Raw genomic sequence first — 14796 nt, forward strand, 5'->3', positions numbered from 1 at the left:
GGAGTGCGCCAGAGCCGTGCAGACCATTCCCGCGGCACCACCCTCCGAGCTCTCCGAACTGGCCCACTGCTGTGCGGTGTTCCTGCCCTCCGATCCGGCCCGCGCCGGCCGGATCGCCTTCTGGCGACCGGACGGCGAGGCCCCTCCCGCCCTAACCGATCCCGGCGGCACCGACGGCTCCCCGGCGGAACTGGACATCGTGCTGCCCACGGCGGACGGGGGTGTCGAACCGGTCCGTACGCCCGCGCTCCTGCTGCCCGTGCAGCGCGCCCTGCCGCTGCTCACACGCGCGCGTGAACTGCGCCAAGGGCATCGCTCGGCCGGCTTCTGGGGCGCCGCCTGCCACCTGGCCCTGCATTTCCTGGCGCGCGGCCTGCTGCTGCCGGGGCTCTCCCCCGGCGATCACGACGCCTGGCGGGTGGGCCCGCTGTCCGCGCGGGACGCGGAGCTGGTGCGCGAACTCGCCGCCGCCATGCCCCCGGAGGCCCATGCGGTGCCGCTCGCGGTGCAGGGGCAGCCCCGCCTCCCGAATCCGGAGCGGCTGCTGCGCGCCTTCCTGGACGCGGTCGCCGACGTGCTGCCGCGCTCGCCCGCGGCCGAGGCGGTGACCGGTGGCCCCGCGTACGCGGCGCCCGAGCCGCAGCGGCTGCCCGCACTGCGGGCGTGGGCCGACGAGATCGCCGCCGGTCATGACGCGGGCGTGCGGCTGTCGCTGCGCGTTCAGGCCCCCGGGCTCGACGACGCGCAGCAGGACGAGGCGTTCGTCCGGTTCCGTGCGGTGCTGCAGGTGCACGGCGTGAGCGGAGCGGCGGACGTCCTCGATGCCGCCGCCCTGTGGACCGGCACGGGAGACGTGCACGAATCGGTCGGTCCACGCGCGCGTGCCGACGCGCTGCTGGCGCTGCGCCGCGCCGCCCACGCCTGGCCGCCGCTGACCCCGCTGCTCTCCGCCGCCGTACCCGACGCCGTGGACCTCGATGACGACGAGATCGCCGAGCTGCTGGGCGAGGGCGCACGATCCCTGGCCGCGGTGGGAATGGACGTGCACTGGCCCAAGGAGTTGGCGCACGACCTCACGATGCACGCGACCGTCGGCCCGCCGGACGACGGTACGGCCGGCCCGCGGGATGCGGCGGCACCGGCGTCTCTGCTCTCGTCGGACGCCAAGGTCTCCCTCAGCTGGTGGTTCGCGCTGGGCGGGCGGGAGCTGTCCCGGGAGGAGCTCGACCGGCTCGCGGAGGCCAAGCGCCCCCTGGTACGGCTGCACGACGGATGGGTCCTGGTCGACCCGCGGCAGGCGCACCGCGCCCGCACCCGGAAGGACCGCTCCCTAGCCCCCGTCGAGGCGCTGGCGACCGCCCTGACGGGCTCGGCGGAGGTCGACGGCCACCCGGTGGACGTGCGGCCCTCCGGATGGCTGGACCGGCTCCGGGAACGGCTCACCGACACCGGTACGACAGGTACCGTCGGGCAGCCACCCGGACTGGCCGCCACGCTGCGCGACTACCAACTCCGGGGACTCGACTGGCTGGCCGGCATGACGTCTCTGGGCCTGGGCGGCTGTCTGGCCGACGACATGGGCCTCGGCAAGACCGTCACGCTGATCGCTCTGCACCTGCACCGGCAGACGGACGCCTCGGCCGCCGGTCCCACCCTCGTCGTCTGCCCGGCCTCCCTGCTCGGCAACTGGCAGCGCGAGATCGAGCGGTTCGCTCCCGGTGTGCCGATGCGCAGGTACCACGGTCCCGGACGCGCTCTCGCAGCCGTAGCGGACGGGGAGTTCGTCCTGACGACGTACGGCACGATGCGCCTGGACGCCGAACGGCTCGCCGCACGTCCCTGGGGCATGGTGGTGGCCGACGAGGCGCAGCATGTGAAGAACCCCTGTTCGGCGACCGCGCGGGCGCTGCGTTCCATCGGGGCACACGCGCGCGTGGCACTCACCGGCACCCCGGTGGAGAACAACCTCACCGAGCTGTGGGCCATCCTGGACTGGACGACTCCCGGCCTGCTCGGACGCCTCGGCACGTTCCGCACGCGCTATGCGCAGCCGGTCGAGGGCGGTCTCGACCCGGCCTCCGCACAGCGGCTCGCGCGGCTCGTCCGTCCGTTCCTACTGCGCAGGCGCAAGTCGGACCCCGGTATCGCCCCGGAGCTTCCGCCCAAGACCGAGAGCGATCACCCGGTGGCCCTCACCACCGAACAGGCGGGACTGTACGAGGCGTTGGTCCGCGCGACGCTGGCGCGGATCGCGGCGGCCGACGCCATGGCCCGCCGCGGCCTGATCGTGCAGTTGCTGACGGGCCTGAAGCAGATCTGCAATCACCCGGCGCAGTTCCTCAAGGAGGACGAACCCCGGCTCGCAGGGCGCTCGGGGAAGCTGGAGCTGCTCGACGAACTGCTCGGCGCCATTCTCGCGGAGGGTTCGGGTGTACTCGTCTTCACCCAGTACGTGCGCATGGCCCGGCTGCTCGAACGGCATCTGGCGGCCCGCGGGATGCCGTCGCTGCTCCTGCACGGCGGCACTCCGGTCGCCGCGCGCGAGGAGCTGGTGCGGCGTTTTCAGGACGGCGAGGTACCGGTGTTCCTGCTGTCGTTGAAGGCCGCCGGGACCGGCCTGAACCTCACCCGGGCCGAGCATGTCGTGCACTACGACCGCTGGTGGAATCCGGCGGTCGAGGCCCAGGCCACGGACCGCGCGTACCGCATCGGGCAGACCCGCCCGGTGCAGGTCCACCGGCTGATCGCCGAGGGAACCCTGGAGGACCGCATCGCGGATCTGCTCGGCCGCAAGCGGGAGTTGGCGGACGCGGTGCTCGGAACGGGCGAGGCGCCACTGACGGAACTGAGCGACGCGGAACTGGCCGCACTGGTGGAGCTGCGCGGGGAGGCACGATGAGCCGCTACGACGACGAGCAGGGGCAGGAGAACAAGGCGGGGCGCACGTTCGCCGCACTGCCGCCCGCACGCGCGCGGGAGTTCGCACAGAGCTGGTGGGGCCGCGCATGGCTGCGGGCCCTGGAGGACGCCGCACTGGACGCGTCGGCGGTCAAGGCGGGCCGCCGGCTCGCCCGGGCGGGCGGAGTGGGCGCGGTGACCGTGCGGCCGGGCCGGGTCACCGCCGTCGTACGCGACCGCGGAGGCGCGGCCCACCGGGCCGACGTCCTGGTGCCGCAACTGTCGGACGAGGAGTGGGGGCGGTTCCTGGACCTGGCCGTGGAGCAGGCCGGGCACCTGGCCGCGCTCCTCGACGGCGAGCTGCCGCCGCACCTGATCGAGGACGCCGCGGCCGGCGGGATCGAGCTTCTGCCTGGCCTGGGCGATCTGGAGCCCGAGTGCGACTGCGGGACATGGGACCACTGCGGGCACACGGCCGCGCTGTGTCACCAGGTGGCGCGCCTGCTGGACGAGGATCCGTTTCTGCTTCTGCTGCTGCGCGGACGCGCGAAGCAGGCGTTCCTGACGGACCTGCATGTGCGCAGTACGGCGCCCCGCTCGGAACCCTCCACGTCCGCCGTCGGCGGCGTGGACGCGGCGGAGGCGTGGGCGGCCCGGGACATCCTGCCTCCGCTGCCCGAGCTGCCGGGTCTTCCGCAGACGCCGGGCACGCCGCCGTCCCTCGCCGCCGGGACGGCACCGACGCCCGGTATCGACCCGCTGACGCTGGAGCACCTCGCGGGCCGCACCGCAGTGGAGGCGTACCGGCTCCTTGCGGAGACCCTCCGCTCGGATCCTTGGGACAGCACTGCTCTGACGCCCGCCCAGGACGCCGTGCGGCTCGCGTGCGGCGCGCCCTCCGGCGCCGTCACCGAGCGGCTCGCGCAGCGGTCGGGCCTTGGCCGCGAGGAGCTGGCCACGGCTGTCCGCGCCTGGCGCGCCGGTGGCGTGGCGGCGCTGACGGTGCTCGACGAGAAGTGGCAGGTGGAAGGCGTGTCGCTCGCACGCGCGTGTGCGGCGCTCGAAGCGGCCTGGGGGGAGGATGAGCGGCCGCCGTTCCACACGAGCGGCAATCGGTGGACGGTTCCAGACGAAGGGGTCCAGCTGCGCCTCGGCCGGGACGGCCACTGGTGGCCCTATCGCGACGAAGCAGGCCGGTGGATTCCTGCGGGCGGTCCGGACCGTGATCCGGCGACGGCACTCGCGACGGCACGGCTCGTCACCGAGCCGAAGACAATGACGCTTTCTGACGACTGGTCATCCCCGAAACCACCGCGATTCCGATGAACGGCTGATGCCGGCTGTTCACGCCGCGGTCGCACGGCGTTCCTCACGGGGCCCAAATCTGGCCGCTGTCAACGAACTTGTCCTTTTCAGGAGGCCCGATGTCCCCGCACGACGCAGGCCGGCGCCGCGTCCACCGTTCCGTCGCCACGGGCCTGCCCCTGGCCCTGGCGGCCGCCTGCGTGGCCGCGGGAACGGCCACGGCGGCGCCGTACCGGGACGCCCGCGTCATCCGCACGGCGACGCTCGGCGAGATCCCGCTCGGCACGTTCAGCAACGCGCTGCTGCCCGGCAGCGTCGACGACGACCACGGGGTGAAGCTCGGCGGCATCGGCAGTGACATCTACCCGGCGGGCCGCAAGGGCGAGTACTGGACGGTGACCGACCGCGGCCCCAACGGGCAGATCAAGGTGGACGGCAAGAAGCGCCGCACCTTCCCCGTGCCGGGATTCGACCCCGCGATCGTGAAGATCCGGGTTTGCGGAGACGCGGTCCAGGTCATCGACGCGATCCCGCTCACCACCTCCTCCGGGAGGGCCGTCACCGGGCTGCCCGACCAGCAGAGCCGCGACGAGGCGCCGTACACCTACGACGCGAAGACGCCGCTCTCGTTCGACCCGAACGGCCTCGACACCGAGGGCATCGTGCGCGCCGCCGACGGTACGTTCTGGCTCGTCGACGAGTACGGCCCCTCGCTGATCCACGTCTCGGCGCACGGGAAGGTGCTCACCCGGTACGTGCCCAAGGGGCTCGGTCTGACGGGCGCGGACTACCCGGTGGTCGAGGCGCTGCCGTCGGTCTTCCTGCACCGCAAGATGAACCGGGGTTTCGAGGGGCTGGCGCAGCTTCCCGACGGCGACCTGGTGATGGCCCTGCAGAGCCCGCTGCCGCTGCCGGACGCGGACGCCGGGGATGCCTCGCTCACGACCCGGCTGCTGCGTTTCTCGCCGCGCGAGAAGGCCGTCACCGCCGAGTACGCCTACCGGTTCGACCCGGTGAACGTGGTCGACCCGAGCGAGGACGACACGTCCGAACTGAAGATCTCCTCGGTGGTGGCCGTGGGCGGCGACCGGCTGCTGGTCGAGGAGCGCACGGACAAGGCGGCCCGGCTGCAACTGGTCCAGCTGGGGCGCAGGTCGAGCATTCTGGGCGGCCCCTGGGACGACGACACGACCTCGCCGTCCCTGGAGCAGCTCGACGATCCCGGGACCGCCGGCGTGCCGGTGCTGGCCAAGCGGCTCGTGGTCGACCTGAACAAGGTCGACGGCGTGCAGCAGAAGATCGAGGGCATCGCGCGCGTGGATCACGACACGCTCGCCTTGATCAACGACAACGACTTCGGGATGACCGACGGCGCGGGCGCGTTCGACGCACAGGGCCGGCTGGTCGACAGCGGGATCAAGACGACCGTCGTGTACGTCCGGCTGCCCGAGGGACTGTGAGGTTCCTCGACCGGGCAGTCCGGAACGTGGACTGACGGAGGGCCGGGATCGCGCGTGCCGCGCCCCGGCCCTCCGTGCGTTCAGCCGCGCGCGCCCAGCAGGTGGTCCATGGCGAGCTGGTCGAGACGCTCGAACGCCATGCCACGCGCGGCGGCGGCCTCGACGTCGAACTCCTCGAAGGCCGAACCGTCCTCGAGCAGCGCCTGCAGGCCGTCCGCCGCGGTCGGCTGGGCCAGCTGGTCGAGGCGCGAGGCACGCAGCGCCTCCTGGACCTCCGGGTCGGCGCGGAAGGCCGCGGCGCGCTCCTTGAGGATGAGGTAGTTGCGCATGCAGCCGGCCGCCGAGGCCCACACGCCGTCGAGGTCCTCGGTCCGCGGCGGCTTGAAGTCGAAGTGGCGCGGGCCGTCGTAGCCGGCGGTCTCCAGCAGGTCGACCAGCCAGAACGCCGCTCGCAGGTCACCGGCGCCGAACCGCAGGTCCTGGTCGTACTTGATGCCGGACTGGCCGTTGAGGTCGATGTGGAACAGCTTGCCCGCCCACAGGGCCTGGGCGATGCCGTGCGGGAAGTTCAGGCCGGCCATCTGCTCGTGGCCCACCTCGGGATTGACGCCGTACAGCTCGGGGCGCTCCAGGCGCTCGATGAAGGCCAGCGCGTGGCCGACGGTGGGCAGCAGGATGTCACCGCGCGGCTCGTTCGGCTTGGGCTCGATGGCGAAGCGGAGGTCGTAGCCCTGGGTGGTGACGTACTCGCCGAGCAGGTCGAAGGCCTCCTTCATGCGGTCCAGGGCGGCGCGTACGTCCTTGGCGGCGCCGGACTCCGCTCCCTCGCGGCCACCCCAGGCGACGTACGTCTTCGCGCCCAGTTCGACGGCGAGGTCGATGTTGCGGATGGTCTTGCGCAGCGCGTAGCGGCGCACGTCGCGGTCGTTGGCGGTGAACGCGCCGTCCTTGAAGACCGGATGGGTGAACAGGTTGGTGGTGGCCATCGGCACGGTCATGCCGGTGGCGTCCAGTGCCTGGCGGAACCGCTTGATGTGCGACTCGCGCTCGGTCTCCGACGACCCGAACGGGATCAGGTCGTCGTCGTGGAAGGTCACCCCGTGGGCGCCGAGCTCGGCCAGGCGCTGCACCGTCTCGACCGGGTCGAGGGCACGGCGGGTGGCGTCGCCGAACGGGTCCCTTCCCTGCCAGCCGACGGTCCACAGGCCGAAGGTGAACCTGTCCTCGGGGGTGGGCTGGTAGCTCATGCCGCGGCTCCTTGCTGCGTTGCGACTATTTCGTCATGGCGGTTTACAAATTAGTATGCGCTCACGTCTCTGGGAAGAGACAAGATGTCTTTGTCCCACAGAGTCACTGAAAGTCACGGAAATCGCGGAACGTCGCGGAAAAGGGAGAGCCCGATGTCAGCAGCCGAGGGTCCGCTCGTCGTCGGCGTGGACACATCCACCCAGTCCACGAAGGCACTGGTCGTCGACGCGGCCACCGGCCGGGTGGTGGCGAGCGGCCAGGCGCCGCACACGGTGTCCACCGGCGCGGGCCGTGAGAGCGACCCGCGTCAGTGGTGGGACGCGCTGTGCGAGGCGCTCAGCCAGTGCGGTGACGCGGCCCACGAGGCGGCCGCGGTGTCGATCGGCGGCCAGCAGCACGGACTGGTCACCCTGGACGAGCGGGGCGAGCCGGTGCGTCCGGCGCTGCTGTGGAACGACGTCCGCTCCGCACCGCAGGCCCGCCGGCTGGTGGAGGAACTGGGCGGGCCCAAGGCCTGGGCGGAGCGCACGGGCAGCGTGCCCGGCGCGTCCTTCACGGTCACGAAGTGGGCATGGCTGGCCGAGCACGAGCCGGAGTCGGTCCGTGCGACCAAGGCGGTACGGCTCCCCCACGACTACCTCACCGAGCGCCTGACCGGTCAGGGCACCACCGACCGCGGCGACGCGTCCGGCACCGGCTGGTGGGCGTCCGGCACGGAGGCGTACGACGCGGAGACCCTGGCGCACGTCGGTCTCGACCCGGCGCTGCTGCCCCGGGTGGTGCGGCCGGGAGAGGTGGCCGGCACCGTGCGCGACAGCCACGACCTGCCGTTCTCCAAGGGCACGCTGGTCGCCTCCGGCACCGGCGACAACGCGGCGGCGGCGCTCGGTCTCGGCCTGCGGCCGGGCACCCCGGTGCTCAGCCTCGGCACCTCTGGCACGGTGTACGCCGTCTCCAGGCACCGTCCGGCCGATCCGACCGGCACGGTGGCGGGGTTCGCAGACGCGCACGGGGACTGGCTGCCGCTGGCCTGCACGCTGAACTGCACGCTCGCCGTGGACCGCGTCGCGGCGCTGGTGGGTCTGGACCGCGAGGCGGTGGAGTCCGGCGGCGCCGTGACCCTGCTGCCGTATCTGGACGGCGAGCGCACCCCGAACCTGCCGAACGCCTCCGGGCTGCTGCACGGCCTGCGCCACGACACGACCGCGGGGCAGCTGCTGCAGGCCGCGTACGACGGTGCCGTGCACGCGCTGCTGGGCGCGCTCGACCTGGTCCTGGACGAGGATGCGGACCGCAGCACCCCGCTGCTGCTGATCGGCGGCGGGGCCCGGGGGACGGCCTGGCAGCAGACGGTACGGCGGCTGTCCGGGCGGCCGGTCCAGGTCCCCGAGGCCCGGGAACTGGTCGCGCTCGGAGCCGCGGCTCAGGCCGCGGGCCTGCTCACCGGCGAGGACCCGGCCGCGGTGGCCCGCCGCTGGAACACGGCCGCGGGGCCGGTGCTGGACGCCGTGGAACGGGACCAGGAGACGCTGGAGCGGATCAGCGGGGTACTCTCCGACGCGGCCCCGCTGCTGGAGCGGGGCACGCAGACCACGCCGCGCGCATGAGCCGGGCCGCAGACACCGAGGACTGAATTCAGGCATGACCGCACCCCTGCACGAGGCCCGTCCGCCGGGCGCCGGCCGCGTCCTGCCGGACACCCAGCAGGGCATGCGCCGGCGCAACCTGGCCCGCGTGCTGCACGCGGTCAGTGCGGAGGGTCCGCTGTCGCGGGCCGCGGTCGCCTCGCGCATCGGGCTGACGCGGGCGGCCGTGTCGACGCTGGTGGACGAGCTGATCCGGTGGGGTCTGCTGGAGGAACTGGGCCCGGAGCGGCCGGGCCGGGTGGGCCGGCCCGGGTCGGCGCTCGCGGTGAGCGGCCGCGGTCCGGCCGGGATCGGTGCGGAGATCGGCGTCGATCACCTCGCGGTGTGCGCGGTCGATCTGCGCGGCGTGGTCCGGGCGCGGGCGGTGCGGCACGGAGCGAACCGGGGCCGGGCGCCCGGACCGGTGGTCGAGGAACTGACCGAGCTGGTCCGCCGGGTCGTCGCGGAGGCGGAGCAGGAGGCGCTGTGGCCCGCCGGGCTCGCGGTCGCCGTGCCCGGACTCGTGGCGCGGGACGGCCATACCGTCGTGCGCGCCCCGAACCTCGACTGGCAGGACACCGACCTCGGCGCACTGCTGCCCGGCGACTGGCAGCTGACCGTGGACAACGAGGCCAACTTCGGCGCGCTCGCCGAGCTGTGGCTCGGTGACGGCACCCCGCGGGACTTCCTGCACGTGTCGGCCGAGATCGGCATCGGCGCCGCGGTCGTCGTGGACGGCGGACTGCTGCGCGGCACCCGCGGCTTCGCGGGCGAGCTCGGTCACGTACCGGTGCGGCCGGACGGACCCCCCTGTCCGTGCGGCAGCCGGGGCTGCCTGGAGCAGTACGCGGGCGAGGAAGCGGTGCTGCGCGCGGCGGGTCTGGAGCCGGGCGAGGACCTGGTGGGCCTGCTCGCGGGGCGCGCCGAGCAGGGCGACGAGGACGTACGCGCAGCCCTGCGGGACGCCGGTACGGCGCTCGGCATCGCCCTCACCGGGGCGGTGAACCTCCTCGACCCAGACACGGTGGTCCTCGGCGGTGCCCTGGCCGGCCTCTCGCCCTGGCTGCTGCCGTCCCTGGAGACGGAGCTGACGAGCCGCACGGCGGGCCCGCCCTGCCCTGTGACGGTGTCCCGGCTGGGCTCCCAGGGCCCCCTGCTGGGCGCGGCGCACTCGGTCGTCCGGGCTGTGCTGGACGATCCGGCGGTGGTGGCGGAACGTTCCTGACGACCCTGATCGAGTCGTCAGGGGCTCCCGCGCCGCCCGGAACCGGGGCGGTCGGGGCCGCCGGTGTTCACCTGATCGGGTGGCCGGGTTTTCCACAAGTGGAGGCTTCTCCACGGATGCGGTCTGCGGTCTTCTGCCCAACCCGCCCGCGCCGTACCGTGATTCACGCGAGGCACGCCCGACGAGTCGTCAAGGTCGTCGGGGTGCCGAACGGTTCACGGTATTTCACACGCGTTCGGGTGGCAGTGGGCTGACGGCATCGGGGGACACACATGCACGAGGAGAGGACCGGGACACTGCGGCGCGACGCCGTCGGGCTGCGCGAGGTGCTGTTCCAGAGCGTCACGGCGATGGCGCCGGCGGCCGCCGTGGCCGCGTCGATCCCGGCCGGTGCCGCCTTCGCGGGCGGCAGCCTGCCGCTGGCGGTGCTGATCGCCCTGGTGGCCTGTCTGTTCACCGCGTCGTGCGTGGCCGAGCTGGCCCGGGAGCTGCCGGCCGCGGGCTCGGTGGCTACGTATGCGGCGCGGGGGCTGCACCCCGCCGTCGGGTTCCTCGTCGGCTGGGGTTACGTCTTCGTGGAGATGCTCGTCCCACCGCTGCTGCTCCTGCAGCTGGGCTTCACGGCGGCGGGCACGCTGCACGAGGAGTGGTCCTCGTATCCGGCGGACCTGTGGTGGCCGTGGTCCCTGGCGGGCGCCGGCATCATCGCGGTCGCCGGTTACCTGGGCGTCCGCACATCGGCCCGCTTCGGCACCGTCCTCGGCGTCTTCGAGATCCTCGTCTTCCTGGTGTTCGCGGTCCTGCTCATCGGCAAGGCGGGCGACGCCAACTCCCTGTCGGTGTTCGGCACTTCGCACACCGCCGACGGATACGCCGGGATCAGCGGTGTGTTCGCCGGGTCGGTGTACACGGTGCTGGCGTTCGCGGGGTTCGAGGCCGCGGCGCCGCTCGCCGAGGAGACACGCGACCCCCGGCGGACCATGCACCGCGCGGTCCTCGGAGCTGCCCTGGGCATCGGCCTGTTCTATGTGATCACGACGTATGCGATGACCGTCTACTTCGGCCCGGACCGCTTCGCGAAGTTCGGTGCCTCGGGCGCGGCGTCCTGGGACGGTGTCGCCCGGGCCTCCTTCGGCCTCTTCTGGGTGCTGGTCTTCCTCGCGGTGATCAACTCCACGATCGCCAACGCCAACGCGTGTGCCAACGTCTCAACCCGTACGGCCTTCGCCCTGGCCCGTATCCGGGTCCTGCCCCGTCTGCTCGCCACGCTCCACCCGCGGCACCGCTCGCCCGTGGCCGGTATCGCCCTGCAGACCATCGTGGCGGTCGGGGCGGTCCTGGGACTCGGTTTCGGCTACGACCCCATAACCGCGTTCCTGCTGCTCGCCACGGTGATCGTGACGGTCGTCGTCGGCGTCTACATCGTCGTGAACCTCGCCTGCGCCGGGTACTTCCTGCGGGCCGGCCGGGCCGCCGTCAAGCCGGTACGGCATCTGCTGTTCCCGGTCCTCGGCATCGCGGCCTTCATCCCCGCCCTGCTGACGGCCGCCGGCCTGCCGGTCTTCGACTTCGTCACCGAACTGACGGCCCCGGTGTCCTACGCCGGTCCGATCGTCGGCGTCTGGATGGCGGCCGGTGTGGCGGTCCTGCTCCTGCTGATACGGCGGCACCCCGAGCGCATAGCCGAGACCGCTCGGGTGCACCTCGACGCCTGCGAGCCGGCCGGTCCCCGGCAGGACGGGGCCGTGCCCCGCTGATCCGCCGGCACCGTGCGGAGAGCTTTCCGCCGACCTCGGCACGACCCCTTCCCACGACCGCTCCCGTCAGAAGGGACCATCCCGACGATGACCGACCCCCGGATCCTCACCGTGCGCCCGGAACCGGACAGCTATGCCTGGACGTTCGGCGGCGCGCCGCCCGTGGCCCGGATCGCGCCCGGCACGGTGCTCGATCTGTACACGGAGGACTGCTTCGGCGGCCGGGTGCGCTCCGAGAAGGACCTCGTCTCCGAGGTCTGCGAGTTCCCGTTCCTGAATCCGCAGACCGGCCCCTTCCACATCGAGGGCGCCGAACCGGGCGACACCGTGGCCGTGCACTTCGTGTCGATCGAACCGGCCCGCGACTGGGCGGCGTCGACGACGGTCCCCCTCTTCGGCGCACTCACCTCGACGCACACCACGGCCACCCTGCAGCCCCCGTTGCCGGAGCGCGTCTGGATCTGGCAGCTGGACCGCGCGCGGCGCACCGCCCTCTTCCAGGCGCAGGACAGCGACATCGAGGTGGAGCTGCCCATGGACCCGATGCACGGCACGGTGGGCGTGGCCCCCGCCAATCTCGAGGTGCGCTCGGCCCTGGTGCCGGACGCGCACGGCGGGAACATGGACACACCCGAGATGCGGGCCGGCGTCACCTGCTACCTGGGCGTCAACGTCGAGGGCGCTCTGCTCAGCCTCGGTGACGGGCACGCCCGCCAGGGCGAGGGCGAGACCTGCGGCGTGGCCGTGGAGTGCGCGATGAACACCGTGGTGGTCGTGGAACTCCTCAAAGACGTCGCCACGCCGTGGCCCCGGCTGGAGTCGGACACCCACATCATCTCGACCGGCTCGGCCCGTCCGCTGGAGGACGCGTTCCGGATATCGCAGCTGGACCTGGTGCAGTGGCTGGCGCGCGACTACGGGTTCAGTGAGCCGGACGCGTACCAATTCGCAACCCAGGCGGTCGAATCGCCGTTGGCCAACGTGTGCGACACGAACTACACGTGCGTGGCCAAGCTCCGCAAGGAGTGGCTGCCGGCACGAGAGACATACCGGGGTGTGCACGCGCGGCTGCGGGAAACCGCGCGGGCCCTGCGGGGCTGACAGCGGCCACGTCCCCGTGGACGGACCGCCGGCTCGTGACGCCCCGCCCACACCTCCGCAACTCCTGACACCCGTCACGCCCTCACAACTCCTGACACCCCCCACACCCTCGAAAGGCACCCGCCGATGGACACGGACATCGACATGGACCCGGCCGGACCCGCGCGGCGAAGAGAGCCGGTGCGGCCGGCGAGCCAGGGCAGGCCGCGCCTGAGCAGACGACGGCTGCTGAAAGGTGCGGCGCTCGCCGCCGTGCCCTACGCGCTGCTCCCCTACCCACGCGCCGCTGCGCAGTCCGAGAGCGTCGACTACCCGCCCGCCGAGTGGCAGCCGGCCAGCTCCTCCAACTACACCGCGTCCGGCCGCCCCGGCAGCTACCTCATCGACCGCGTGATCATCCACGTCACGCAGGAGACGTACGCCAACACACTGGCGATCTTCGGCAACCCGCAGAAGAAGGTGTCCGCGCACTATCTGGTGCGCTCGGCGGACGGGCACGTCGCACAGTGCGTGCGCGAGGCCGACATCGCCTGGCACGCGGGCAACTGGGACTACAACACCCGCAGCATCGGCATCGAGCACGAAGGATGGGTGGACCAGCCGTCCTACTTCACCAACGCACTCTACGAACAGTCGGCGCAGCTCACGGCGGCGATCTGCGACAAGTACGGCATTCCGAAGGACAGGGAGCACATCATCGGCCACTACCAGGTGCCCGGCACCGACCACACCGATCCCGGCCCGAACTGGGACTGGGTCCGCTACCTGAGGCTGGTCAACTTCGCCTAGCCGGAAGACGATGGTCAGGGGGCCGATGTCGCTGTTTCACCGTCCGGGGAGGCCGATGTGACCGATCCGTGGGTGGCCCTGGAACCGGGGGCCGATCCCGCCGAGCGGGTCCGTGTGCTGCGCCGGGCGCACGAGACGTTCACCACGGCGGGCACGGTGCCGCGCCCGGTGCGGTCGGTGGTGGCGGAGTCGTGGCGGCGCAGCGCGCGGGCCGGTGTCGGGCCGGACGGCACCGCCAGCGTGGAGCTGAGCGACGGCGACCTCGGCACGTACCGGGCCGAGCACCCGCTGGCGAGGGTGATGCCGCTGTTCCGGGAGCTGCTCGGCACGTTCGCCGCCGACGGCGAGCATCTGCTGGCGGTGTGCGACGCGCACGGCAGGCTGCTGTGGGTCGAGGGGCACCCGGCGACCCGGCGCCGGGCGGACGGGATGAACTTCGTACCCGGAGCACGCTGGTCGGAGAGCGCGGTCGGCACGAACGCGCCGGGCACCGCGGTCGCCGTGGACCGGCCGGTGCAGGTCTTCGCCGCCGAGCACTTCATACGGCGGGTCCAGCCGTGGACGTGTGCGGCGGCACCGGTGCACGATCCGCGCACCGGCCGGGTCCTGGGCGCCGTGGACATCACCGGCGGGGACGGGCTGGCGCATCCGCACAGCCTCGGGTTCGTGCAGGCGGTGGCCCGGGCCGCGGAGGCGCAGCTCGCGCTGCTCGATCCACCGGGGAGCGCGGTGGACACGCCGCTGCTCGGCGCGCTGGGCCGGGACGAGGCCGAGTTCGTGCTGGACGGCAGGCGGATCCGGCTCAGCCGTCGGCACAGCGAGATCCTCGTGCTGCTGGCCCGGCACCCCGAGGGGCTGAGCGGTGACGAGCTGCTGTGCGCGCTGTATGCGGACGAGTCCGTGACACCGGTGACCCTCCGGGCCGAACTGGCCCGGCTGCGCAGGCTGTTGGGCCCCGGCCTGCTCGCCTCGCGGCCGTACCGGCTGACGGCCGCGGTCGAGTCGGACGTCACGGTGGTGGAGCGGCGGCTCAGGGCGGGCGCGGTCATGGCGGCGGCGGAGGCGTACACCGGCCCGTTGCTGCCGGGTTCACAGGCGCCGGCGATCGTACGGCTGCGGGACCGTCTTGCCGCCGAGCTGCGGACGGCACTCGTCGCGCACCGCGACCCGGACCTGCTGGCGGACTGGGCGCACGCGCCGTGGGGCGAGGACGACCTGGAGGTGTGGCGGGCGCTGGCCGCGGTGCGGCCCACGGCGCCGGTGCGGTCGCGGCTCGCCGCGCTGGAGGCCGAGCTGGCGGCGCCGGCCGGCCAGGCGCCGGGGCGGGCCCGTGGCGCAACGTGGTTGCAACGTCCGCCCGCCTAGCCTCGCCCCCGAGAGCTGCCCAA

At 73.0% G+C, this 14796-nt stretch carries 10 protein-coding genes; 9 read left to right on the forward strand and 1 reads right to left on the reverse strand.

Translation table 11 applies throughout. The annotated features are described in order from the left end of the window. The first annotated feature begins 16 nt into the window (after window positions 1–16). From ACQPXS_RS09635 to ACQPXS_RS09645, 3 genes are all read left to right on the forward strand, one after another. Entirely contained in the window at window positions 17–2899 is a 2883-nt protein-coding gene (locus tag ACQPXS_RS09635) for a DEAD/DEAH box helicase (protein ID WP_433448824.1), read from the forward strand. Further along, window positions 2896–4224: an SWF or SNF family helicase gene (locus ACQPXS_RS09640; protein WP_433448826.1), complete on the forward strand. Its 1329-nt coding sequence runs from the start codon at window positions 2896–2898 to the stop codon at window positions 4222–4224. Before ACQPXS_RS09635 ends, ACQPXS_RS09640 begins: the two co-directional genes overlap by 4 nt. Before the next feature lie 98 nt (window positions 4225–4322). Next, on the forward strand, window positions 4323–5663 hold the full coding sequence (locus ACQPXS_RS09645; protein WP_433448828.1) for an esterase-like activity of phytase family protein: 1341 nt from the start codon (window positions 4323–4325) through the stop codon (window positions 5661–5663). Between the two features lie 80 nt (window positions 5664–5743). On the opposite strand, the gene xylA is transcribed toward ACQPXS_RS09645, so the two are convergent. After that, entirely contained in the window at window positions 5744–6910 is a 1167-nt protein-coding gene (xylA, locus tag ACQPXS_RS09650) for a xylose isomerase (protein ID WP_433448830.1), read from the reverse strand. 153 nt (window positions 6911–7063) lie between these two features. On the opposite strand from xylA, the gene xylB reads away from it, so the two are divergent. From xylB to ACQPXS_RS09680, 6 genes are all read left to right on the forward strand, one after another. Beyond that, complete coding sequence (xylB, locus tag ACQPXS_RS09655) at window positions 7064–8518, forward strand: xylulokinase (RefSeq protein ID WP_433448832.1); 1455 nt, start codon at window positions 7064–7066, stop codon at window positions 8516–8518. Window positions 8519–8552: 34 nt separating this feature from the next. Further along, a complete protein-coding gene (locus tag ACQPXS_RS09660; protein WP_433448834.1) occupies window positions 8553–9761 on the forward strand; it encodes an ROK family protein in 1209 nt (402 codons plus the stop codon). 272 nt (window positions 9762–10033) lie between these two features. Further along, window positions 10034–11518, forward strand: coding sequence for an APC family permease (locus tag ACQPXS_RS09665; RefSeq protein ID WP_433448836.1), 1485 nt, complete (start codon window positions 10034–10036; stop codon window positions 11516–11518). Between the two features lie 87 nt (window positions 11519–11605). Beyond that, window positions 11606–12619 (forward strand): acetamidase/formamidase family protein, encoded by a 1014-nt coding sequence (locus tag ACQPXS_RS09670; protein WP_433448838.1) that lies wholly within the window; start codon window positions 11606–11608, stop codon window positions 12617–12619. Between the two features lie 144 nt (window positions 12620–12763). Beyond that, complete coding sequence (locus ACQPXS_RS09675) at window positions 12764–13408, forward strand: N-acetylmuramoyl-L-alanine amidase (RefSeq protein WP_433455776.1); 645 nt, start codon at window positions 12764–12766, stop codon at window positions 13406–13408. Window positions 13409–13465: 57 nt separating this feature from the next. Next, the gene (locus tag ACQPXS_RS09680) at window positions 13466–14773 is read left to right on the forward strand and encodes a GAF domain-containing protein (RefSeq protein ID WP_433448840.1); all 1308 of its coding nucleotides are present in this window, start codon (window positions 13466–13468) and stop codon (window positions 14771–14773) included. The last annotated feature ends 23 nt before the right edge of the window (window positions 14774–14796 follow it).

The sequence above is a fragment of the Streptomyces sp. CA-142005 genome, from assembly GCF_050942335.1.
Lineage (GTDB): Bacteria > Actinomycetota > Actinomycetes > Streptomycetales > Streptomycetaceae > Streptomyces.

Coding starts and splice junctions, on each gene's coding strand:
- ACQPXS_RS09675 (WP_433455776.1), top strand. CDS start 12,764: ATGGACCCGGCCGGACCCGCGCGGCGAAGAGAGCCGGTGCGGCCGGCG.
- ACQPXS_RS09645 (WP_433448828.1), top strand. CDS start 4,323: ATGTCCCCGCACGACGCAGGCCGGCGCCGCGTCCACCGTTCCGTCGCC.
- ACQPXS_RS09670 (WP_433448838.1), top strand. CDS start 11,606: ATGACCGACCCCCGGATCCTCACCGTGCGCCCGGAACCGGACAGCTAT.
- ACQPXS_RS09660 (WP_433448834.1), top strand. CDS start 8,553: ATGACCGCACCCCTGCACGAGGCCCGTCCGCCGGGCGCCGGCCGCGTC.
- ACQPXS_RS09665 (WP_433448836.1), top strand. CDS start 10,034: ATGCACGAGGAGAGGACCGGGACACTGCGGCGCGACGCCGTCGGGCTG.
- xylB (WP_433448832.1), top strand. CDS start 7,064: ATGTCAGCAGCCGAGGGTCCGCTCGTCGTCGGCGTGGACACATCCACC.
- xylA (WP_433448830.1), bottom strand. CDS start 6,910: ATGAGCTACCAGCCCACCCCCGAGGACAGGTTCACCTTCGGCCTGTGG.
- ACQPXS_RS09640 (WP_433448826.1), top strand. CDS start 2,896: ATGAGCCGCTACGACGACGAGCAGGGGCAGGAGAACAAGGCGGGGCGC.